Annotated in this window: 15 protein-coding genes and 1 pseudogene; 5 read left to right on the top strand and 11 right to left on the bottom strand. The window is 68.2% G+C overall.

Annotated elements, in window-relative coordinates; all coding sequences use genetic code 11:
- Positions 1-150 precede the first annotated feature (150 nt).
- The 3 genes from DQP56_RS12455 to DQP56_RS12445 all read left to right on the top strand — a co-directional run bounded on the left by DQP56_RS12455 (position 151) and on the right by DQP56_RS12445 (position 3219).
- Positions 151-1509, top strand: a complete 1359-nt coding sequence (locus DQP56_RS12455) for a cytochrome P450 (RefSeq protein WP_112685829.1) — start codon at positions 151-153, stop codon at positions 1507-1509.
- Positions 1506-2336, top strand: coding sequence for an SDR family NAD(P)-dependent oxidoreductase (locus DQP56_RS12450; RefSeq protein ID WP_112685827.1), 831 nt, complete (start codon positions 1506-1508; stop codon positions 2334-2336). The genes DQP56_RS12455 and DQP56_RS12450 overlap by 4 nt, the downstream gene beginning before the upstream one ends.
- Before the next feature lie 70 nt (positions 2337-2406).
- Positions 2407-3219 carry a phthiotriol/phenolphthiotriol dimycocerosates methyltransferase gene (locus tag DQP56_RS12445; RefSeq protein WP_112685825.1) on the top strand — a complete coding sequence of 271 codons (813 nt, stop codon included), beginning with the start codon at positions 2407-2409 and terminating at the stop codon, positions 3217-3219.
- Positions 3220-3236: 17 nt separating this feature from the next.
- On the opposite strand, the gene DQP56_RS12440 is transcribed toward DQP56_RS12445, so the two are convergent.
- Positions 3237-4022 (bottom strand): alpha/beta hydrolase, encoded by a 786-nt coding sequence (locus DQP56_RS12440; RefSeq protein ID WP_112685837.1) that lies wholly within the window; start codon positions 4020-4022, stop codon positions 3237-3239.
- 75 nt (positions 4023-4097) lie between these two features.
- A pseudogene (locus DQP56_RS12435) lies at positions 4098-4901 on the bottom strand (SDR family NAD(P)-dependent oxidoreductase); the annotation flags it as partial.
- A gap of 146 nt (positions 4902-5047) precedes the next feature.
- Between DQP56_RS12435 and DQP56_RS12430 the strand changes: the two are divergent.
- Entirely contained in the window at positions 5048-6115 is a 1068-nt protein-coding gene (locus tag DQP56_RS12430; RefSeq protein ID WP_234825635.1) for a PE-PPE domain-containing protein, read from the top strand.
- 16 nt (positions 6116-6131) lie between these two features.
- Here DQP56_RS12430 and DQP56_RS12425 read toward each other — a convergent pair whose 3' ends face one another.
- The 6 genes from DQP56_RS12425 to DQP56_RS12400 all read right to left on the bottom strand — a co-directional run bounded on the left by DQP56_RS12425 (position 6132) and on the right by DQP56_RS12400 (position 13294).
- Positions 6132-7490, bottom strand: a complete 1359-nt coding sequence (locus DQP56_RS12425; protein ID WP_112685821.1) for a hypothetical protein — start codon at positions 7488-7490, stop codon at positions 6132-6134.
- A 149-nt stretch (positions 7491-7639) separates the two neighbouring features.
- The gene (locus DQP56_RS12420) at positions 7640-9286 is read right to left on the bottom strand and encodes a hypothetical protein (protein WP_133258927.1); all 1647 of its coding nucleotides are present in this window, start codon (positions 9284-9286) and stop codon (positions 7640-7642) included.
- 339 nt (positions 9287-9625) lie between these two features.
- A complete protein-coding gene (locus DQP56_RS12415; protein ID WP_112685817.1) occupies positions 9626-11215 on the bottom strand; it encodes a hypothetical protein in 1590 nt (529 codons plus the stop codon).
- A 148-nt stretch (positions 11216-11363) separates the two neighbouring features.
- On the bottom strand, positions 11364-12086 hold the full coding sequence (locus DQP56_RS12410) for a nitroreductase family protein (RefSeq protein WP_112685815.1): 723 nt from the start codon (positions 12084-12086) through the stop codon (positions 11364-11366).
- Positions 12079-12585, bottom strand: a complete 507-nt coding sequence (locus DQP56_RS12405; RefSeq protein ID WP_112685813.1) for a DUF2505 domain-containing protein — start codon at positions 12583-12585, stop codon at positions 12079-12081. Before DQP56_RS12405 ends, DQP56_RS12410 begins: the two co-directional genes overlap by 8 nt.
- 13 nt (positions 12586-12598) lie before the next feature.
- On the bottom strand, positions 12599-13294 hold the full coding sequence (locus DQP56_RS12400; RefSeq protein ID WP_112685812.1) for a flavodoxin family protein: 696 nt from the start codon (positions 13292-13294) through the stop codon (positions 12599-12601).
- A 106-nt stretch (positions 13295-13400) separates the two neighbouring features.
- Between DQP56_RS12400 and DQP56_RS12395 the strand changes: the two genes are divergently transcribed.
- Positions 13401-14231, top strand: a complete 831-nt coding sequence (locus tag DQP56_RS12395; RefSeq protein ID WP_112685810.1) for a class I SAM-dependent methyltransferase — start codon at positions 13401-13403, stop codon at positions 14229-14231.
- Here DQP56_RS12395 and DQP56_RS12390 read toward each other — a convergent pair.
- The 3 genes from DQP56_RS12390 to DQP56_RS12380 all read right to left on the bottom strand — a co-directional run.
- A complete protein-coding gene (locus DQP56_RS12390) occupies positions 14224-15477 on the bottom strand; it encodes a phthiocerol/phthiodiolone dimycocerosyl transferase family protein (protein WP_112685808.1) in 1254 nt (417 codons plus the stop codon). The genes DQP56_RS12395 and DQP56_RS12390 overlap by 8 nt on opposite strands.
- 27 nt (positions 15478-15504) lie before the next feature.
- Positions 15505-19911, bottom strand: a complete 4407-nt coding sequence (locus DQP56_RS12385; protein WP_112685806.1) for a type I polyketide synthase — start codon at positions 19909-19911, stop codon at positions 15505-15507.
- The coding region (locus DQP56_RS12380; RefSeq protein ID WP_114475773.1) for a type I polyketide synthase at positions 19908-22288 on the bottom strand (2381 nt) is incomplete at its 5' end. The genes DQP56_RS12380 and DQP56_RS12385, both read right to left, overlap by 4 nt.

The following is a 22288-nucleotide window of genomic DNA, read 5'->3' as shown; positions in this document are numbered from 1 at the left end:
CCGGAGCGGGCCGGGACGCTGTCCCCCGCTCCGGCGCTTCCTTTCTGCGACCGGCGTCGCTTCGCCCGGCGCAAACCGGGTTAGGGTGACGGCTGTGCCCAATCCCGGGCCCATCGCGCTGAAAAATCTGACGATCGAGGGGCTTGCCAGATGGACCAGAGGGAACTGACGCGTCGGCTTCGCTTTCGCGCCAGCCTGCTCAGGATCGGCATCGACGGCCTGGTCGGGGTGGCCCGCGACCGGGCGACCGCCTATCGGTACGCGCTGACCGGCCGCCAGACCGCACCGTTGACCGACTTTGACCCGTTCGCTCCGGCGACGATGCGCGACCCCTACCCGGGATACCGCACGCTGCTGAGCGGGCCGGAGGTCTGGTACAGCCGCAAACGGGGCATCTGGATCATCCCGGGGTACGACGCGGTGCGGCAGGCATTGCGCGACGACGAGGCATTGTCGTCGGCGCAGAGCCAGGCCCGCTTCCGGGTCCGGCTGCAGACGATGAACGCCCAAGACCCGCCGGTGCACACCCGGCTGCGCCGGTCGGTGTCGCGGGCGTTCACCCCGCGCGCGATGAAGGCGTGGGAGATCAACATCAATCGCGTCGCCGACGAACTCGTCGCCGCGATGATCGAACGCGGCCGGGTCGAGATCGTCGACGACCTGGCCAAGCCGCTGCCGAACCGGCTGATCACGATGATGCTGGCGATTCCGCAGGAGGACCGCCACCAGTTCCTGGAATGGGCCGACACCATCAACGAAGCGGCGTTCGCGCCGCTGACCCCGCGCGGGATGGCGCTGAACATGCGCTCGAGCCAGGCCGTCATCGCGATGCACCGCAGCCTCGACCCGATGATCAAAGCCCGCCGCGCCGCACCCGGCGACGATCTGATCTCGATGCTGGCCGCACCAAGCGGCGAGGACACCCTCTCCGATGACGAGGTGTTCTGGAGCGCATCGATGCTCGTCGGCGCCGGCAGCGAGACCACGACGAACCTGATCTCGGGCCTGTTCCTGACACTGGCGCAGCGCCCGGACGTCTACACCCGGCTGCGCGAGCACCCGGAGTTGATCCCCGCCGCGATCGAGGAGCAGCTGCGGTTGGTCTCCCCCGTGCAAGGGTTCTACCGCACCGCGACCCGCGACTACCGGGTCGGCGACCACACCATCCCGGCGGGTGCGCGGGTGCTGGTGCTGTACGCGGCCGCCAACCGCGATCCACGCCACTACCCCGACCCCGACACCTTCAACCTGGACCGCAATCCGACCGACCACCTCGCGTTCGGCGGTGGGGCGCACTACTGCCTGGGCACCCACCTGACCCGCATCGAGGTGGGCCGGGTGCTGAGGCAGCTGATCCCCCACGTCAAGGAGATCCGGCTGGCCGGCGAGTACCGCTACCTGGTGAACGCGACGATGCGCGGCCTCGAGCACCTGCCCGTCGAGCTGGTGCCCGCCGAGGCCGGCGCCGCCGGGACCGCGACCGACCTGCGGTCCACCGGCAGCCGATGACGGCCCGCCAGGTTGCGCTGGTCACCGGGGCGACAAGCGGGATCGGCGAGGCGACCACCGACCGGCTGCGGGCTGCCGGCTACCGTGTCGTCGCCGTCGGCCGCAATCCCGAAGCGCTGCAACGCCTTGCGGCGCGGGGACTGGACGCCCGTGCCCTCGATGTCACCGACGAGGCCGCGGCGCGGCGGCTCGTCACGGAGATCTGCGCCGACCACGGCGCGGTAAGCGTGTTGGTCAACTGCGCGGGATTCCCGCTGACCAGTCCACTCGAGCAGCTGGCGCTGCCGGATCTGCGCAAGCTGTTTGAGACCAATGTCATTGCGGCACTTAACTTGTCACAAGCCGTCCTGCCGGGCATGCGTGAGCGCGGGACCGGGGTCATCGTCAACATCGGCAGCACCGGGGGACGTTTCGCCAGCCCGGGAGCCGGCGGGTACCACGTGGTGAAGTACGCCATGGAGGCGCTGTCGCTGTCGCTGCGGGCCGAAGTGGCGCCCTTCGGGGTGCGGGTGGTGCTGCTCGACCCGACGGTGGTGCATACCCCGTTCGTCACCTCACAGCAGCAGGCACGGCCTTCCTACGCCGCTGATGACCCCTACGGCGACTTCAAACGTCGCTACGCCGAGAACACCCGTCAGCTGTCGGCGAAGCGCGGCGTGATGATCGGACCCGATGTCGTCGCCCGAGCCGTGGAGCGGGTGGTCCGGGCGAAGAACCCGCGGCCCCGCTATATCGTCGGGCTCTCCGGCAAAGTCACCGTGCTCGCCCGGGCGCTGCTGACCGACCGGATGTGGGACCGAATCCTGATGCGCGGACTGCGGGACTGAGCCGTCGCGGGCCGCTGACCCCCTCACCGGCCGCAAACCTCTTCCGTGACATACTCCCTCGGTGGCCACGATGAACCGTCTGATATTCAACCCGGTAACCCACCGCGTCATGACGAACCCATTCGTCTACCACCTGCTGTTCACCTCGTTCGTGACCAAGCGGTTCGCCACCCAGACCAAGCTGCTCAGCGGGGACGACTGGCTGTTCCTGAACTACGGCTACGAAGAAGACCCGCCGATGGCGGTGCCGCTGGAGGCTTCCGATGAACCCAACCGGTTCTTCATCCAGCAGTACCACCGCACCGCCGCGCAGGTGGACCTGGCCGGCAAAAGGGTGCTCGAGGTCAGTTGCGGCCACGGCGGCGGCGCGTCGTATGTGGCCCGCACCTTCAAACCCGCCTCCTACACCGGCCTGGACCTCAACGAGACCGCCATCGAGTTCTGCCGGCAGCGCCACCAGCTGCCCGGGTTGGACTTCGTGCAGGGTGACGCCCAGAACCTGCCCTTCGACGACGGCTCGTTCGACGTGGTGTTCCAGGTCGAAGCGTCGCACCTGTACCCGCATCCGGCACGGTTCTTCGACGGCGCCGCACGGGTGCTGGCGCCCGGCGGGCACTTCCTCTACACCGACTTCCGCCGGCGCAGCGAGCTGGCCCAGTGGGACGCCGAGCTGGCCAACACCGGACTGCGGCTGGTGACCCAGGAGGACATCAGCATGGCGGTGCTGCGCGGCAACGAGCAGAACCTGGCCCGCAAGCAGGACATGATCGCCCACCACGGCAGCATGGCCCGCTTCGCCAGCGCCGCAACGGACTGGACTTTCAACGGCGCCCTGAAGAATGGCGAGTTCGTCTACCGGCTGTACTGCTTCGCCAAGGACTGACCGGCTGCGGGCGGCGGCTACAGCCCGCGACCGCCGAGCCAGTCGTGGATTCGTTCGGCCACCGATTCCCAGCCCGGCTCGAGCATCATGTTGTGGCCCATGCCGGGAAAGAACTCCGCCTCGGTGCCGTAAGCCCGCGCCGTCGCCTGCACTTCTTTGCGGGTGTGCGCACCGTCCTGTTCGGCTCCCAGCACCAGCAGCGGCGCGGTGACCCGGGCCGGGCGGGGCAGATTGAGCATCAGGCAGTCGATGCTCACCCGGGCGCTGTCCTCCTGTAGTCGCGCCGCGCACTCGAGCACCTGGTCTTCGGGGGTGTGATCGGAGAAGAACTTCTCCCGGGCCAATTCCGGCGTGTTGATGTAGCGCAGGGACTTGCCGGTGACGGCCATCTTGATCGCCTGCCAGGGGTGGCTCCGCAGCCAGCGCAGGCTGGACCCGTAGTTGCCCTGCGGGGGAATCGACGCCATCAGCACCCCGGCTGGTGCGGGACGGTCCTCGAGGTACTTCTGCACGATCAGCCCGCCCATCGAGTGGCCGATCACCACGGGCTCCGCCGGCAAACTGTCGGCCACCGCCCTGACGTCCTCGACGTAGTCCTCGACGCTGCAGCGTCGCAGCGGCTTGTCGATCGCGCTGCCGCCGTGGCCACGAAAGCTGACCGCCACCGCGCGATAACCCAGGTCGGCGAAGTATCCGAGGAAATTCTCGTCCCAGCACCAGGCCGCGTGCCAGGCGCCGTGGACGAACAGCAGCGGAGCAGGATGGGTTTCACTTACGCAGCCCTTGTCGATCACCTCAAGCATCACACTGCTCCCCCTGTCCGGTGATCGACCGTCCCGTGACGTCGATGAGATCCCGGTGTGCCCCTCACCCGCGCTGCGAGTCGACAGCGGAGTGCGCCGCGCCAGCAACGGTAGCAGCGGGCCGTGCGGCACGATCCGGTAGGCGGCCACCAGCAACCGGTTCGCCCATCCGGGTGTCACCCGGCCCTTGCCCGCGGCCATGCCGTCGACCGCTGCGCGAGCGACGGTATCCACCGACTTCCACATGACCGCGGGCAAGACCTGTTTGCGTTCGCCCTCGCGGAACCCGGCGTCGATGTCCAATCGGGTGTCGACCGGCCCCGGGCACAGCGCCGTGGCGCTGACACCGGTACCGCGCAGCTCGCTGCGCAGACTCTCGGTATAGGAGGCGACGAACGCTTTGGCGGCGCCGTAGCTCGCCTGGCCGGGCAGTGGTCCGTAGCCGGCCACCGACGACACGTTCAGCACGGCCCCTCGGCCGCGCGCCACCATGCCCGGCAGGAACCGGCAACACAGATCGACAACGGCCGCCACATCGACCTCGACCAGATCCAGTTGGTTCGCCGGCTCGGTGTTGGCGGCCAGTGCCACCACCGACAGGCCGGCGTTGTTGACCAGGATGTCCGCGACCAGGCCCAGGTCGGCGATCCGGCCCGCCAACGCTGCGCGTTCGGTGCGGCGGGACAGATCCGCCGGCAACACGTGCACGGGGTGTGGGCTCAGTTCGGCGGCGAGCGCGTGCAGCCGGTCGGCGCGACGCGCCACCACGATCAGCTGGTGGCCGCGCCGGGCCAGTTCGCGTGCCATTGCCGCACCGATCCCCGACGACGCGCCGGTGACGATGGCCGCGCGGTCGGGACCCGGTGCTGGTAGAGCCACCTGGCCACCCTATCGCCCGCGCTGCCGGCCGACTCCCCCGGCAAATTATTTGACGCGCGCGAAATTTCTCCTACCTCGACAGGCGCTGGGACGAGTTCCTGTGTACGCTGACGCGGACATGTGTGTGATGTAAATGGGGGATGTTGATGACACGCTCGGGAAATCGCTGGATGACGGTCGGCTTGTTGGCGGGGGGCTGCGCCGGCCTATTGGGTATGACGTCGGCGCTCGGGGCCGGCGTGGCCCTCGGTGACGACACCGCGCTGATCATGGGCTCGGCGTTTCAGCCGACGCCCAAGGATTCCTATATCGACCAGGTCATGGACCATTTCCTCAACCCGCAGAACCCATTTCCGGGACAGCCGACATTTCCTGGCTACACCCCCGTCGGCGTGACCACGCCGCAGACCGATTACGGGCCCGGGATCGTTCAGGGCGCCGCCGACATCGACGCGGCGATCCGGGCGCACCTGGCCGACGGCGACACCGTGACCGTGTTCGGCTACTCGATGAGCGCCGCGGTGGCCACTCAGGAATTGGTGAACCTGCTCGGGTTGCCCGCCGATGAGCAGCCCGATCCGGACAACCTGAGCTTCGTGTTGCTGGAGAATCTCGGCAACCCCAATGGCGGCTTCTTCACCCGGTTCGAGTCGGGCATGCCGATGACACCCACGGACGGGATCTACCACACCGACATCTACACCATCGAGTACAGCGGAGCGACCGACTTTCCGAAGTACCCGCTGAACTTTCTCGCGCTGGCAAACGCGATGGCCGGTTACGTCTACCTGCACCCGGCGCTGCTGCCCGGGTGGCCGACGACGTTCGACCCGGAGTCGGTTCACGACGCGGTGCAGCTTCCGACCTCCGAAGACGTCAACACCGACTACTTCCTGATCCCGACGCAGAACCTGCCGCTGCTCGACGGAATTCGGGCGTTCCCGGTGTTCGGCCCGGCGATGGCCGACCTGGTGCAGCCGGCCCTGCGAGTACTGATCGACCTGGGATATGACCGCAGCGATCCCGCCGACGTCCTCACGCCGGTGTCGTGGAGCCTGCCCACAATCGACTGGGACACCGTGTCGCACAACCTCGAGCTCGGCTTCGAGCAGGGATGGACGGCCGCCCAGGTCCAGCTCGGGATGCTGCCGGAGAGCGAGCTGCCCGACCTGTACCCCTACCTGCCCGATCTGTCAGGCCTCATCGGCATTTAGCGCGTCCGGCCGGTGATCAAGCCGCGGTGACGTCGAACACGGCGTCCCACAGACCCTGGATGTCGAAGGGCCCGATGATCCCGATGTTGTCGGCGATATTGAACAGATAGTCACCGAGGAAGTCCCGGACCTGATCGACGGTGGGCAAAAAGTCGGTGGTGTCGATCGCCGGGTCGTCCGGCAGCGGGTTCTTGAGGTCGAGCAGCACGGTGCCCAGTCGCCACAGCCACGCCTCGTGCTCGATGATCTCCGGCGTGGAGACATTGGCGGTGCCGCCGTCATAGGCGGCCAGCCATTCGTCGATCACGGGGTTGCCCGGCCACAGGTCCCCGACCAGTTTCGCCAGCAGGTAGTAACTAGGCGTGTTCCAGTCCTCGGGGTTGAAGATGTCGCCCCCGGGTTCGGGCAGCAGGCACGGCCCGGGACAGAACGGGCTACCGGGGATGAATGGGTTGAAGGCCACCAGGAACGAGGCGATGACGGCCTGCAGCGCCCTGCCGAACTCCACCAGGTCGGGAAGCTGGAACTTGTCGACGTCGAAGGGCTGCATCAGGCTGTCGAAGAAGTTGATGAACGGCTGGTCGAAGTCCATCGCGTAGTGACTGCCCGCCCACGGCTGCAGCGGAGCCTCCGGGTCGATATCCGGGTAGTCCTCCGGGTTCAGGCCCAACTCCGCCAGCGTGCGGGTGCCCTCCCAGTAGAACCCGTCATGAGCGAACCCGACATTGACCATGCCGGGACCGTTGGGGTCAAAGTAATAGGAATTACCGTTCATCATGGCCGAGAACGGAATTTGGAACCAATTCTGAATCAACGGGAACTTCTGCACGCCGGTGGCGATCAGCAAGCTCCAGATGGCCTGGTCGATCCAGGTGAAGCCGGTGATCGGACTGGTCGGCATCACCGGCAGGCAGTCCAGCCCTGCGCAGCTCAGATCTACCGGGATCTCCACGTTGGCCAACATGGACAGCTGCTGACCCAGACCCGGGTGGAAGAAGTCTCCTTCGTGGCCAGCTCCGGACAGCTCCGGGAACGGAACCAGCAGTTGGGCCATGAATTCGAAGTGTCCCAGGTCGCCGGGGTCCTCACCCCAGGCGTTGGTCGGACTGCCGACGAACCACGGGCCGCTGTAGAGCAGTGACTTGGCCATCGTGTCGAACGCATGGATGTAGTTCGCCGGAACGTTGACCAGCGCCTGGAAAAGGTTCAGTGGCACGTTCAGCAGCGATTCATCGGCGGTCAAGCGGGGCGCCGGGTGCGCCGTGGTGGTGGTGCCGGGAACCGGCACGCGCGGCTCGATCGGGGCGACTGCGACGAGGCCCACAACGGTGATCGCCAGCCCAGCACCGAGGTACGAGCGCAGGGCAGACACCATCCGGGCGGAACCTCCGAAGCCGAGGGAGCGGCCCGCCAGACACGGCAGGACCTAAGAACGCTTATGCAATGTACCAAAGAATTACATAAGTGCAACCGATAGCGCTCCCCGTCCCGGAAAGCAGCTGCGGGTCTACTTCAGGCGCCGGTCTAGAAGGGGAACCAGCTCGAGATGTCGGCCCACAGGTCTTCGAGCGCGGTGTTGAGCCCGCCGCTCGGGTCGAGGAACATGATGAAGTCGTTCCACAGCAGCAGCGAGTTCTTGCCGCCGTATTCGCCGATCTCCTGCATGTCCAGCGGCAGGTCGGGGTTATAGGTCGGCGGCATGTAGTAGCCGGTCTCGGGATTGATCGGCCACGGCCCCAGCAGGCCCGGGTCGGTCATCAGCCCGCCGTTCACCACCAGGTTCGGCAACCAGGGATTGATGGCCGCGAGCGAGTCGATGATCTCGTTATGGGTCTGTGCATCGAAGGTGAATATGCCGGTCTGCAGCGCCGAGATACCGGCCATGATCTGCTCGTCGGTGCCGCCGTTGGCGTTGCCGACGGAGGACCACCCGTACGGATTCTCCTGCTCGGTCAGGTCGATCCACTGCTGGATCAGCGGGTTAGGGGCGCCGATGCCCTGAATCGACTTAACCAGGTCCAGGGTGGTCACCCCCCACGGCGGGGAGATCGGCGGCATGTTGCACAGTCCGGGGCACATCGGGCTGCCCGGCACGTAGGGGTTGAAGTCGACCACCATCCCGGCGATCAGGGCCTTCATCGTCTGGAAGATCTCCTCCGCGCTGGAGAAGTGGAAGCCGATGAGCGGGTCGTCGCCGTTGACGCTCCAGTCGACCGGCTGCATCAGGCTGTCAAACCACTTCTGGAACGGCGCGAACGGGTCCAGCTTGAAGGTCAGCCCCGCCCACGGCATCAGGTTGACCTGGTTGCCGTGCTCGTCGAAGATCGGGACGGTGCCCGGGAATCCGAAGCCGGGCTGGGCGTGGCTGCCCGGGACCGCGTCGAACGGTGAGCCCGGCACCGCGCCGCCCTCGCCCACCCCGGCGTCGGGGTTGGCGATGCCGGCAGAGGTAGGGTTGTCCGGGTCACTCCACGGGCTGTCCGGGAACTTGTACCCGTTCAGCATGTCCTGGATCGGCACCTTCAGCCAGTACTTGAACAAGTCCAGCTGGTTGTCGTCGTTGGGGAAATTGCTGAACTTGATGAAGAAATTCAGCATCGCGTCCAAGGCGGTCAGGCCGGTGATCGGCTCCACTGGCGACATCGGAAAGCATTGAATCGAGTCACACGAGGCGCTGATCGGCAGCAGCGCGGCGGCGAACATGGCGAACTGCTGGCCCAGACCCGCAGTGCCGTTTTCCAGCGCCTCCGGGTCAATCGTCGGGTCGAAGGCACCGGAGACGTGCGGGGAGAACGAGAACAGGTAGTCCATCACCGCCATGAAGTGGCCCGGGTCGCCCGGGTCCTCACCCCAGATGTTGGTGGCGCTGGGGGTGAACCAGTTTCCGGTGAAGAAGAACGAGTTGGCCAGCACATTGGTCGCCTGCACGTTGTTGAACGGGATGTTGACCAGGTCTTGGAACAGGTTGAACGGGATGTTCAGGATCGAGGCCTCGGCGGCCAGTTGGACTGCCCGCTCCGCGGCGGTCAGGCCGGCATTCCACGGCGCGACCGGCGCGACGGGGGCCATGGCCACGACGCTCGCGGCGGCAACGGCGGCACCGGCGGTCATGTGGCGGCGCTGCGGGAGCGCCCGGTGCGGACCGGCGATCGCGTACCGACGCTCAGGCACCGCCCGGTGCCTGCCCGCGTTCGTGTACCGACGCTTTCGCGTCACACCATTCTTCACATGTCCCCCTTGAGTCCCCACCGAACCGTGCCAGCATAACGGCGGCGCGGTCCGGTGTCTAAGCGAGTACCGGATAATTTACACGGGGTGCGGACAGGCGTCTGCTAAGTGGTACATCATGTTCGTCTTTGGCGGGCCTTCTACTGCAGGTCACCGGTTCGGCCACTTTTGTCCGCGGTATCCGCCCGGAAGCATCCGCAACGCCGATTCAGGCGGACCATACCGCACCAGGTGGCCGACCGCACCCGGTGGCGGCACCGGCCCGGGCCACGGCGCCCCGATCTAGAGCAGCGCTGCCAGATCCGCCAGCCCGACGGCGTCGAGCAGGCCGGCGAACCCGTCCGCGGTGCCGGCCGCCGCGCCACCGCTGTCGCCGAGATCAGTGCCGGCCCCCAGCACCGGGGTGAAGTCGTCGAAGTCCACCGGCTGGTAGCCGGCCAGATTCGCCCAGTCGGCGAAGAACTGCTGGACCCCGGACTGCTCCATGACGTCGATGAGTTGCTGCATCACGGGCGACGGCGAGAATGCGATCGGGGTGTCGACGTTGGCCGGCGGGTCATCCGGCGAGGCGTTGCCGACATCGAACCACTGCTGTAGCGACTGCGACAGCGCGTCATTGACGTCGACCTGGTGCGGTGTCGGCCCGTTGGCCATGCCGTAGAACGCGTTGAGCGGGTTGTCCGCGTTGGCCAGTGCGAGCCAATTCGCCAGATAGGGGTTGCCCGGCCACATCTTGTCGAGGCCGGCCACCAGCGCCAGCGGGGTGGCCCACGGATATGCCAGGCAGGTACCACCGCAGAAGGGATCGCCGGGAGACGACGGGTCGAAGGCGATGATCATGCCCGCGGCCAGCGTCTGCAGCGCCCGGCCGACCTCGTCGAACGTCGGGATCTGGAATCCATTGACGTAGGTGTTGAGGTCCACCGGGGCCTGCAGGCTGTCGTAGAAGTTCTGGAAGGGATACAGCAGGTCGAGCTTGAAGGTCTCGTTGGACCACGGCATCAGGTGCATCGGGTTGCCGTTGCCGTTGACGACGTCGTCGGTGCCGGGAACCACGTGGATGCCCATCGCCGCCGCGTCGCCCTCCGGCAGGTTCGCGATGTCGTCCGGCGTCGCCGGGTGCGTGCCGGCGAAACCCAGCACCGGATCACCGGGTACCGAGCCGTCTGGGTTTCCCTCGTTGTCGACGCCGATCCCCATCGAAGGGTTGATCACCGTGGGAAAGGTATAGCCGGCCATCAGGTCCGACAGCGGCACCTGGAACCAGTTGTCGAACAGCGGGTAGGGCTGCATGCCGGACAGCGCGGCGGAGAACCAGAGGTTGTGGTCGATGAAAGCCGAACCGGTGATCTCGCTCGACGGCAGCAGCGGTGCGCTGTAGTCGGCATCGCTGGACGCGCTCGTCGGGATCTCGGCATCGGCGAGCAGGGTGAATTGCTGGCCCAGCCCCAGGTGGCCGGCGGCCGCCTCCTCCCAGTCGAAACCGGGGGCCCCCGGCGCCGGGCTGCCCTGCCCGGAGATCTGGGTGAACGGGAATGCCATGTCGATCGTGCCCATGAAATGCCCCGGATCGCCCGGATCCTCACCCCAGATGTTGGTGGCGCTCGGCGACCACCAGTTCCCGCTGTAGATCAGCGAGTTACCCAGGACGGTCATCGCGCCGAGTTCGGTGCTGGGAATGTTGACAATGGCCTGGAACAGGTTCAGCGGAATGTTGAGCAGCGAATCTCCGGCGCTGGCCAATACCAGGTCCCGCCCCACGACCAGCGGGCCCGCCGGCGTGGTCGCCACCGGTGTGACCAGCGCGGCGGCGAGCATTCCCACTGCCGCGAGCGCAGTCTTCGAATCGGTTGGGTATTTCGCCGTGTCCATGAGCCCCCCGACCGCTGTGTTACACGGGATCGGCTGAATCTACATCACTCGGTTTGCGCTGAACAATACAAACAGAATCTTGTAATCTTCTGCGACGGATAGGATGCCTTTTCGGCTCCTAGACCGGACTATTTCATCCGAAACCGGCTCATTCTTCCAGCCACGGTCGGTTACCGTAGCCGTCGAGATGGGCGACCTCCCCGACCGGCCTGCGGGTGGTCGGGCCGTAGCGTCCGCGGGGCCAACCCAGCGGCACGATGCAGCACGGCGTGACGTCGCGCGGCAGGCCCAGGATGCGCCGTGCCGCCCGTTGACTCCACAGCGGCAGCGTGATCAGCGAGGCGCCCAGCCCCATCGCACGGGCCGCCAGCAGCAGGTTCTGGACACTGGGATAGATCGACCCCCAGTAGGCCGACTCGGCGATATGCGGCATCCGCACCACCGGCAGTCGTCCTTCCCGGGCCCCCAACCGCAGGCAGGCCACCACCAGCACCGGGATCTCGGCGAAGTGGTCGATCTGCCACTCCATCGCCCGTGCGATCCCGGCGATCGACTCGTCGGTCTTGAGCCTGCGCCGCAACACCACGTCACGCTGGATCTTCCACGCCTGCCGGTAACGCTTGGCCAGCTCCTCTTTGACCCGGCGGTCGCGAACCACGATGAACTCCCAGTTCTGCCCGTCGTTGCCGGTGGGGGCCCGCAGCGCCAGCTCGATGCACTTGAGCACCACCGCGTCGTCGACCGGTTCGGAGTAGACCCGGCGCACCGCACGCTGGGTCATCATGGCCTCGCCCAGCGGCATGTCGAGCCGGCCCAGCGCCTCGGCGGTAGCGGGCACGTTGGCGGGGATGAACCGCACGGTGTCAGCCATTCTCGGTCAACCAACCTGCGGTGAACCGCTGAATATTGGGAATGCCCTCGGCGAACTCCTTGGCAAGGAACCGCTCGATCGGCCCACCCACCAGCGGGATCCTGAACTCGATGGTGCCGGTGAGGTCCATCCGCGAACCACTGCCGGCCGGCTGCAGCAGGGCGGTCCCGCCGCCGCGGCCGGGCGCCCCGACCACCGCGACGTCGATGTCACCGGTGACCCGACCGTCGCTGGTCGGGGTCCAGACCTCGGTGGTCACGATGTTGAGGTCGCCGCGGTAGACCTTGGTCAGCATCCCCGGCAGCGCGCCGTGGCGCAGGTCCTCGGTGACCACCACCCGGACCGCGCCGTGCTCATCGACGGTCAGCGAGTCCAGCGTTTTCTCGCCGCCGTCGAACTCGGCGTTGCGGGCCAGCCAGTAATCACGCGAGCCGAACGCGGATTGAATCTGCTCAACACTTGCCGGCGACTCGAACACGATGTCGAAGGAACGGGGCATGCCTGCCTTTCCCCTACTTTCCGAACAGCCGGCTCGCCAGGCCCGCCGCAAATGTGCGCACCCGGTCGAGTTGCTCGGGCTGGACGTTGGTCGGCGGAAGGCGCAGCCCCAGGTAGCGCTTGCGGTAGCGCCCGCTGCCCAGGTAGCTGGTCAGCGACAGCATCGAGCGCAGCGGGTCGCCGGGATAGGTGAAGTGGATCTCGTCGGTGTAACGGCCACCGCACTGTTCGCCGAGCCGGCAGACCTCGGCGTAGTTCTCCTGCCAGTACTCCCGGCACACGGTGAACACCGCGAACGGCTTGCCGTCCAGCAGCTTTCGCGCCTCATCGGTTTGCAGGAACGACCGGATCGGCATGGCGGGCGCCTTCCACCAGGTCGGTGAGCCGATGCAGATCAGGTCGTAGTCGCCGTCGCGCACCGCGTCGGGAGTGCGGATCTCGCCGGTCTCACCGCGCTGCTGGGGCTTGAGCACGCTGAGCATGTCCGGCCACACCCGGCGCATCGGGAACCGCGAGAACCGCTGCGCGTAGCGCGGATCGGTGAACTCGATACCGGCCTTGGTGACCTCGCAGCCCCGCTCGGCGAACACCTCGCCGGCCGCCTCGAGGACCTTGAGTGCCTGTCCGGTGTAGCTGTAGTACAACAGCAGTACCCGTGGCGCCTGCCCACCGCCGTTGGTCTCATCCGCCATATCCGCCTCCTGGTTCATGCAGCAGCGGTCCCAGCTTCGGCTCTCCTCCGTCGAGCCTCGCTGAACCGCCGGGTTCGACCGTGCGGTGCATCCGGTTTCCGTCCAGGGTATTAGGCTCGCCGACGTGGCAGACAAGATCCCCGTCGACCTGCAGGGCGCCGCACAGACCATGTTGACGACGCTGTACCTCAAGGCCCTCGACGCCGATTTCGACTCCCCGGTGTTGGGCGATCGGTACGCCAAGGAGGCGGTCGAGCGCATCGACTTCGACTGGGACGCACTCAAAGCCCCCGGCAGGTGGGCGCCGCTGGTGACCGTGCGAACCGCCCAGTACGACATCTGGGCGCGCCAGTTCCTGGCCGCTCACCCGCGGGCCACGGTCATCCACCTGGGCTGCGGCCTGGACGCCCGGGTCTTCCGGATCGATCCGGGGCCGGAGGTGGCCTGGTACGACGTCGACCAGCCGCCGGTGATCGCGTTGCGCGAGCAGATCTATCCCGACCGCCCCGGTTACCACCTGATGGCGACCTCGGCGACCGATCCGTCCTGGCTGGACGAGATTCCCGCTGACCGCCCGACGCTGTTGCTGGCCGAGGGCATCAGCATGTACCTGACCGAGTCCGACGGGGTGGCGCTGCTGCAGCGTGTCGTCGAGCGGTTCCCCGCCGGCGAACTGCAGATCGACTTCTACAACTGGTTCGGGATCAAGTCGCAGAAGACCCACCGACTGCAACGTCAGTCCGGTGCCACGCTGCACTGGGCGGTCAACGACCCGGCCGACATTCTCGACAAGGTCGCCGGAATCCGGCTGTTGGCCGCCGCCAACCTTTTTGACGCGGAGACCTTCAGCCGGGTGCCGGCCGGATTCCGGCGATCGGCCCGGGTGGCTCGCGCGGTGCCGCCGCTGCGCGGAATGCTCCAGTACCACCGCTACGCTTTCGGCGCGATCAGCTGACACTCGCATGCTGCTCGGCGATGCCGCACAGCAGCGCGCGAATCGCCTCCACCGAGCGCTCCGGCTCGGGCCCGTGGGAGTGGTATTCGATGTTGAGCTGGCCGGCGAAGATCTGGGTGAAGTAGATGTCGATCCCGGCGCTCACCGCGAAATACAGTTCGCCGTGGGTGGTGGTCACCTCCACACCCGGTGGTGTCCGCACCGGCGGAACCAGACCGTTGTTGCTCAGCACAACGACGTCGGGCAGGCCGGGCGGGTTTCCGACGTACTGCGGGCTGAAGTGCAGCCGCGACTGCTGGATGACGCCCTCATCGAGGTCTTTCTGGAAGCTCTCGGCGATATCGCGGGCGATCGCGACCAGGTCGGTCTTGGCGTCGATCTCGGCGAGATAGGTGGCCAGACCGATCGGGTTGGTGCATCCGGTGGCCGAAACCGGCGGAGACAGAAAATATCTCAGGTCCACGGTATAGACGTAGGGCACCGGAATGCTCAGTTTGCCCCGCAATTGCCATTCGGCCATCAGCACGGCCGCCGACAGCACTGCGTGCAGGCTCAGGTCGTGGGCCCGCCCGAATGCGACCACGTCGTTGGTCTGGCTTTCGCTCAGCCGGCACGACGCCATGGGAACCCGCACCGGCGACGACGGCGTCTCCCCCGCGACGGCCCGCCGGGTGGGAGGAAGGTCGTAGGCGAACAGTGCCGGCATGAACCGCTCGATGCCGGAGCGCTGCTGCTTTTCGATCCCCCGGTCTGCCAGCACCGCCTCGATCGACTGCGGCGCGGGCTCGACGTTGATGACGCCGATCCTTCCGGTGGTCACCAGATCGGTGTAATAGGAGAGCATCTCCTCGATCAGCGCGTACATGTGGTGGCCGTCGGCGACGGCGTGGTGTACATACAGCGTCGGCTGCGCCTGACCGTCGGCGATGATCACTCGCAGCGCAACCAGCGACTCCGTCTGATCGAAATGCGGGGCCGGCGGCTCGGCGTCGGTGCTGGCGAGTTCGATCACGTCGATGCCGTCGGGCATCAAATCGTCGGTGACGAACTGGTGCCGGCCGTCGGGCAGTCGCTCCAGGCGACCGGTGAGGATCGGATGTGCCTCCAGCAGCGCCTCGTAGGCCTCCGAGAGCAGGTCGATGTCGACCGGACCGGTGACGTGGGCGGCCAGGCCCACGAAGTTGTGGGTCTCGGCGAGCATCTCCTCACTGATCGCGAGCTTGCGAATGACCGACGTGGCAAACACTTTCGGTTCTCTCCTAAATCCGGAAAACTACGACAGCTCGACCAGGGTCATTTCCCCGTCTGCAGCGTCGGCCGAGTCCAGCTCGTCTTCGGCGATGGCCTCGCGGACCAGATCCATCACGGCCCTTGTGAACCCGTCGGCGATCGCCTGCGCCACCGGCTCCTCGATGCGTCGGCTGTCATACCACCAGTCCAGGTGCAGCACCCCGGCGGAGCGGTAGGCCCGCAGCTCCAGCGCGTGTCCCAGGCCCGGGATCGCCTCGCGCACCGGCATCGCGGTGTCGGGGTCGAACTGCACGGGTGCGTCGCCCGCGGCCGGCAGTTCGGGGATCGTCCCGACGTAGGCGAAGTGGATCTCGGCCGGTGGCACCGAGCCGAATAGCCGCGCGGTCGGTGCGTACAGGTAGCGCAGCAGCCCGTAGCCGATCCCGTAGTGCGGTACCTCCCCCAGGGTCTCGTGGATCTTGTCGAGCAACCGGCGTGCGCCTGCCGGTGCGGCGGTGGCGCAGTCCAAGGCAACCGGGTAGATCGTGGTGAAGGATCCGACGGTGCGTCGCAGGTCGATATCGGGTTTGAGCACCGAGCGGCCCGTTCCCCCGATGTCGACGGCGACGGTGCCCTCACCGACGGCCGCCGCCACCGCCCGGCTCAGCCCGGCCAGCAGGATCTCGTTGATCGGCAACCGCAGCCGGCGCCGGGCGTCGTCGATCTCGCTGACGTCGGCCGCCCCCAGCGCCGAGGTGAGCTTGGCCAGATCGGCTGCCCCCGGCGGCTCGGCGACGTCGGCACCCAGCCGCAGGGTCGCGGCTTGTGTTGTCCGCAACCAGAATTCGCGGCTCTCCAGCACCGCCGGATGGGTGGCCAGTCCGGCGCAACGCTGCGACCATTCGGCCCACCCGACGCCGACCGGGGCCAGCTCGATGTCGTTGCCCGCCAGCTGCTGGCCGAACGCGGTGAAGATGTCGGTCAGCAGGATGTCGCGGGATGCCTCATCGCCGACGATCGCGTGCAGGCTCAACGCCAGATAGCACACGTCGCCTGCGGCACCCCGGATGTACAGGGCGGTCAGCGGCGGGCAGGACAGCTCTTGTTCGCCGATGTGCTCGGCCAGCATGGTGCGCACCGCATCGTGCTCGGCGGTGAGGCCCTCCGGCAGCGAATGGGTGCTGATCTCGCCGAACTCGGCGGGTTCGGCGATGCGCTGTTCCCAGGTCCCGGCCCGCTCGGTGATGCGGAGCCGCAGCGCGTCGTGGTGATTGACCACCGCGGTCAGCACCGCACGGACGTCGTCGACGGAGACGTCGGGGCGCAGCCGAAGGACCAGCGGGATGCGCCAGTGACCGTGCTCGCGAACACCGTTCTCCAGGAAGTAGGTGATGTTCGGCGGGACGGGCGGGTGCTCGACGGCGCCGGGCGACTGGCGGGCCAGGCCGCCCGCGGCGTAGCGAGCGGTCAGCGCCTTGGCCAGGGCCGACACCGTCGGGTTGTCGTAGAGGTCCTGCGGGGTCAGGTCCAGCCCCTCATGGGAGGCGGCCATCGCGACGCTGATCGCCACCAGCGAGTCGCCGCCGATGTCGAAGAAGTTGGCATTGCGGTCCACCGAGCTGACCCCCAGGCAGACCGCCCAGATGCGTTGCAGCGTCGCGTCCATGGACGCCCCGGCCGAGCCCGCGGCGCCGTCGGCTCCGGACGCGCCGTTCACCGCGGCGCCGTTGGTCGCGGCGCCGGATACCCAGGTGGCGCCGGCGTTGTGTTCTAGCCAATGCCGTTGCCGCTCGAACGGATAACCCGGAACTGCGACCCGCTTGGGCTGGTAGTCGCCGCGCAGGCCGGCCCAGTCCACCTCGACGCCGGCGGCCCACAGTTGGCCCAGCGCCAGCAGGAAGGCGTCGCGGTCGTCGCGGTTCTGGGCATGGTGGCGCATCAACCGGACGGCACGGTGGCCACCGGCGAACTTGGGATTCCTCGCCGCCGAGGCGGTCAGGGTGGCGCCGGGGCCGACTTCCACCAGCACCCGGTGCGGCTCGTCGAGCAGCGTGTCGATCTCGTCGGCGAAGCGCACCGTGGCACGGACGCTACGCGCCCAGGTCGCCGGGTTGGTCGCCTCGCTGGGCGCCAGCCAGGTCCCGGTCAGGTTGGACAGCACCGGGATCCGCGGTTCGTTCAGGGTCTGCCGGGACAGGAACGCGGTGAACTCCGAGATCATCGAGTCCATCAACCGGGAGTGGAACGCGTGCGAGGTGCGTACCCGGCGCGCGTTGATGCCGGCCTGCTTGAGGGTCTCCGAGAACTCGCGGATGGCGTCTTCGGCGCCGGCCACCACGCAGCCGTCCGGGTCGTTGACCGCGGCGAGGTCGACGTCGGCGGTCAGGTAGGCGCCGACCGCGTCGGCGCTGATCGGTACCGCCACCATGACGCCGCGGGGCGCGGCGTGCATCAGCCGCGCCCGCATCGCCACCACCTTGATCGCGGTGTCGAGGTCGAAGACACCGGCGATGGTGGCCGCGGCGTATTCGCCGATGCTGTGGCCGACCACCGCGGACGGCCGCACCCCGTAGCTTTCGATCAGTTTCGCCAGCGCATACTCCACGGTGAACAATGCCGGCTGAGTGCGGTCGGTGCGCTCGAGGTCACGTGAGGTGCCGTCGAAGATCACCGCCCGCAGGTCGAAGCCCAGCTCGGCGTCGAAGCCGGCCACGCAGCGGTCGAAGTACTCGGCGAACACCGGCTCGGTGTCATACAGGCCGCGCGCCATACCGATGTGCTGTGCGCCCTGGCCCGGGAACAGGAACACCACCCGGTCGGCGGTGGCGGCCGCGTCATCGCTCACGCCCTCACCGATGAAGACGTTCTCGCTCTCCTCGGCGGTCAGCACGGCGGCGGCATCGGCACGGTCGGCGACGACCGCCGCCAGGCGCAGGTGGTACGCATGCCGGGCGGCCAGGGTGTGGGCGACGTCGGGCAGTGCCGGCGCCTCGCTGTCGTCGGCGGTCAGTGCCGAGGCCAGCTCCTTGCGTCCCTGTTGCAGCGCCTCGGCGGTGCGCGCCGACAGCAGCAGCACCTCGGGTCCGGGGCGCGGGGCGGCGCCGGCCGGTTGGTCTGCCGGCCATTCCTCCACGATGACATGGGCGTTGGTGCCGCCCACGCCGAACGAGCTGACCCCGGCACGGCGAATGCCGTCGGCTTCCCAGGGTCCGTATTCGCTCCGGATCCGGAACGGGCCGTCGTCGAGGTGCAGTTCGGGGTTCGGGCTGGTGTAGTGCAGGGTGGCCGGGATCGCCCGGTGCTGCAGGCACAGGATGGTCTTGATCAGGCTGGCGATGCCCGCCGCCGATTCCAGGTGCCCGATGTTGGACTTGACCGATCCCACGTAGCAGGGCCCCGAGCGCGGCTCCTCGGACACCGCGAAGGCTTGTCGCAGGCCCTCGATCTCGATCGGGTCGCCCAACGGGGTGCCGGTGCCGTGCGATTCGACGTAGCTGATGGTGGCGGCGTCCACATCGGCCACCGCGTGCGCCTCGGCGATCACATCGGCCTGCCCGGCGGCGGTGGGCGCCGCGTAGGTCATCTTGGTGGCGCCGTCGTTGTTGAGCGCCGAGCCCCGGATCACCGCGTGGATGTGGTCACCGTCGTCGACGGCGGCCTCCAGCGCCTTGAGCACCACCACACCGACGCCGCTGGCGAAGATCGTGCCGTCGGCCCGCACGTCGAACGGCCGGCAGTGCCCGGTCCCCGACACCATCGAGCCGGGCTCGTGCCAGTACCCGACGTGGTGCGGAATCCGCAGCGACGAGCCGCCGGCCAGCGCCATGTCGCATTCGCCGCCCAGGATGCTCTGGCAGGCCAGGTGCACCGCGACCAGCGCCGAGGAGCACGCCGTCTGCACTGACAGCGCCGGCCCGCGCAGGTTGAGCTGGTGGGCCACCCGGGTGGCCAGATAGTCCTTGTCGTTCTGCAACGACAGGTTGACCATCTCGAAGCTGACGCCCTGACCGATGATGAGGTTCGGGTCGTAATGCGACATCAGGTTGTGCAACAGATAGCCGCTGGTGGTGCTGGTCCCGTAGACGCCGACCGACCCCTCGAGCTCCCCCGGCCGGTAGCCGGCGTCTTCCAGGGCATGCCAGGCGGTCTGCAGGAAGAGCCGGTGCTGCGGGTCCATGGTGCGTGCGACCAGCGGCGTGAAACCGAAGAAGCCGGCATCGAACTCCTCGATGCCGTCCAGCAACGCGGCTCGCCGCACGTAGTTGTGGTTCGCCAGCGCCTTGTCGCTCACGCCGTTGGCGCGCAGCTCGTCCTCGGACAGCGTGACGATGGATTCGGTGCCGTTGCGCAGGTTGTGCCAGAACTCCGTCAGGTTGCGGGCGCCGGGAAACCGCCCGGCCATGCCGACGACCGCGATCGCGCCTGCCGGCAGTTCGTTGTTGGTGCTCACGTTCGGTCTCCTACTTTTCGCCGCGACGCCGCCCGCTGCCGTGCCGCGGCACGCTGCTGGGCGCGGCTACGGACTTCGCTGGCGCCGTCGCCGGCACTGTCCTGCGAAGCCAGGCCCAGTTGACGGGTCAGGTCAGCGGCCAGGTCGGTCAGTGAGGCGCCCTGCAACAGCAGCGCAACCGGGGGCTCCGCCCCGAAGTCGCCGCGGACGGTGTTGCGGATGCGCACCGCCATCAGCGAATCCATGCCGAGCTCGGTCAGCGGCCGCCCGGGATCGATCGCGCTGTCTTTGGGGTAGCCCATGATGGCCATGATCCGCGAGCCCAGTCGGGCCACGACCGCCTTGGCGGCCTCGGCGGGCTCGAGCTGCTTGAGGCCTTCCGGGCCGGGCCAGTCGTCGTCCTCGCTGTCGAGGTCGAGTTCGGCGGCCAGCGTCGCGAAGTAGCCGAGTTGCTGCAGTTCCGGGAACGCCGCGGCGACCCGGTCCAGCCGCAACCGCGCCACCCCGACCCGGGCGAGGTCGCCGCCCAGAATCGCCTCCAGCGCCTCCATGCCCTCGGCCGGGTCGATCGGGTCCAGCGCACTGAACTTGAGCTCCTGGGCGACTCCGACGCCGGACCACTGGCCCCAGTTGATCGTGATCGCCGGCAGCCCGGCGGCCCGCCGCCACGCCACCAGGCCGTCGAGCCAGGCGCTGGCCGCCGCGTAGGAGGCCTGTCCGGGTGCCCCGAGCAGCGACGACGTCGAGGAGAACCCGACCCACCAGTCCAGCTCTTTGCCGGGGTCGCCCAGCGTGGCCTCGTGCAGGCGCAGCGCCCCGGTCGCCTTGGGCGCCCAGACCCGCTCCAGGGTGTCGTGATCGATGCCGACCACGATCTGGTCGTCGATGACCGCGGCGCCGTGGACGACACCGCGCAGGCTCAGCCCGGTCTCTCGTGCGGCGGCGACCAGGCTCTCGGCCACACCCGGTGCGGCCAGGTCGCCGGAGACGACCGCGATCTGGGCCCGCCCGGCGAGCTCGTCGAGCACCGCGCGCTGCTGGTCGGAAGGCTGCGAGCGGCTGTTGAGCACGATGCGCGCGGCGCCGTGGTCGATCAGCCACCGGGCCACGACCAGGCCGATGCCGCCCAGCCCGCCGGTCAGAACGTAGGCGCCGTCGGCCCGGACAGCCGGGGCGCCGCTCGCGGTCAGGGTGGCCCGCTTGAGACGCTCTGCGTAGCGCGTGCCGCCACGCCAGGCCACCACGTCGTCGGTGCCCACCAGGCCCAGTTCGGTGATCAGCGTCGCCGCCGGGTCCGCCGCCGCATCCAGGTCGACGACCCCGGCCCGCAGGTCCGGGTGCTCGTAGGCCAGCACCCGCACCAGCCCCTTGAGGGCACAGATCGACGGGTCGCCGTGCTCAAGGCCGCCGGGCCCGCCGGCGTTCACACTCAAGCCGTTGCGGCCGACGAGCCACAACCGGGGCGCGGTGCCGTGCCAGCCGGAGACGATGGTGCGCACCGTGGCGGCAACCGACCAGGCCAACTCGCGGCCGCGGTCGGCGGCAGCGGTTGGATCGAAGGAACCGTTGTCGGCGAAAACCAGCACGCCGGCCGGTGGCCGGTCCGGGTCGTCGGCGGTCTGGGCGAAGGCCTCCCGCACGGCCGGCTCACTGGTCAGGTCCGCGGTGATCACCCGGCGGCTATCCGAGGCGAACCGGTCGGCGAAATCGGCTGCGAAAGCCCGGCTTTCGTCGCCCTCGGCCAGCACCAGCCAGCTGCCGTCCGCGGCCGCCGGGACTTGCGGGGGCACGCCGGCGTCGATCCACTCGGTGTCGAAGATCTTCTGGCTCAGCGGCAACGGCACCGTGCGGCGCTGCACGCGCTGCAGATAGATCCCGGACAGCTCGGCGGTGACCGTCCCGGTGTCGTCGGTCAAGGTGACCCGGCCCAGGATGCCGTCGTCGTCGTGGCTCACCAGCTCGGCGTGGCCGCGGGCCCGCCGGCCCACCTCGCCGAACACCCGAATGGTCTCCACCGCCACCGGAAGATAGGTGGCTTCCTGCGCCCCGGAGCCTGATCCGCTCAGCGCCTCATCGGGCAGCGCGGCGGCCAGGCACTGCAGCGCCGCGTCGAGCATCACCGGATGGATTCGGTAGCCCCGGTGCGCGGTCGCCTCGTCGGGCAGCACGATCTCGGCCTCCGAGCCGCCGCCGGGCTTGCGGACGATGCGGGTCAGCGCGGCGAATGCCGGCCCGTGCTGCAGCCCGGTACGGCGCAACGCCGTGTAGAAGTCTGCCGGTGACAACGCGGTGCCGCCCCCGCCGGATGCCGGGCGTTGCACGGCGGCCGATTCCGGGGCGGCCGCGGGCATGGTCGGCTTCATCAAGTCGGTGCTGG

The organism is Mycolicibacter senuensis (genome assembly GCF_003284925.1).
In the GTDB taxonomy this organism is placed as follows: domain Bacteria; phylum Actinomycetota; class Actinomycetes; order Mycobacteriales; family Mycobacteriaceae; genus Mycobacterium; species Mycobacterium algericum_A.
The sequence above is the reverse complement of the archived record's forward strand: the minus strand, read 5'-3'. Positions and strand labels throughout refer to the sequence as shown.

Excerpts from the sequence above, each read along its gene's own strand:
- DQP56_RS12455 (WP_112685829.1), top strand. The coding sequence starts at position 151 with ATGGACCAGAGGGAACTGACGCGTCGGCTTCGCTTTCGCGCCAGCCTG.
- DQP56_RS12415 (WP_112685817.1), bottom strand. The coding sequence starts at position 11,215 with ATGGACACGGCGAAATACCCAACCGATTCGAAGACTGCGCTCGCGGCA.
- DQP56_RS12430 (WP_234825635.1), top strand. The coding sequence starts at position 5,048 with ATGACACGCTCGGGAAATCGCTGGATGACGGTCGGCTTGTTGGCGGGG.
- DQP56_RS12405 (WP_112685813.1), bottom strand. The coding sequence starts at position 12,585 with ATGCCCCGTTCCTTCGACATCGTGTTCGAGTCGCCGGCAAGTGTTGAG.
- DQP56_RS12400 (WP_112685812.1), bottom strand. The coding sequence starts at position 13,294 with ATGAACCAGGAGGCGGATATGGCGGATGAGACCAACGGCGGTGGGCAG.
- DQP56_RS12425 (WP_112685821.1), bottom strand. The coding sequence starts at position 7,490 with ATGGTGTCTGCCCTGCGCTCGTACCTCGGTGCTGGGCTGGCGATCACC.
- DQP56_RS12410 (WP_112685815.1), bottom strand. The coding sequence starts at position 12,086 with ATGGCTGACACCGTGCGGTTCATCCCCGCCAACGTGCCCGCTACCGCC.
- DQP56_RS12445 (WP_112685825.1), top strand. The coding sequence starts at position 2,407 with ATGAACCGTCTGATATTCAACCCGGTAACCCACCGCGTCATGACGAAC.
- DQP56_RS12440 (WP_112685837.1), bottom strand. The coding sequence starts at position 4,022 with ATGCTTGAGGTGATCGACAAGGGCTGCGTAAGTGAAACCCATCCTGCT.
- DQP56_RS12450 (WP_112685827.1), top strand. The coding sequence starts at position 1,506 with ATGACGGCCCGCCAGGTTGCGCTGGTCACCGGGGCGACAAGCGGGATC.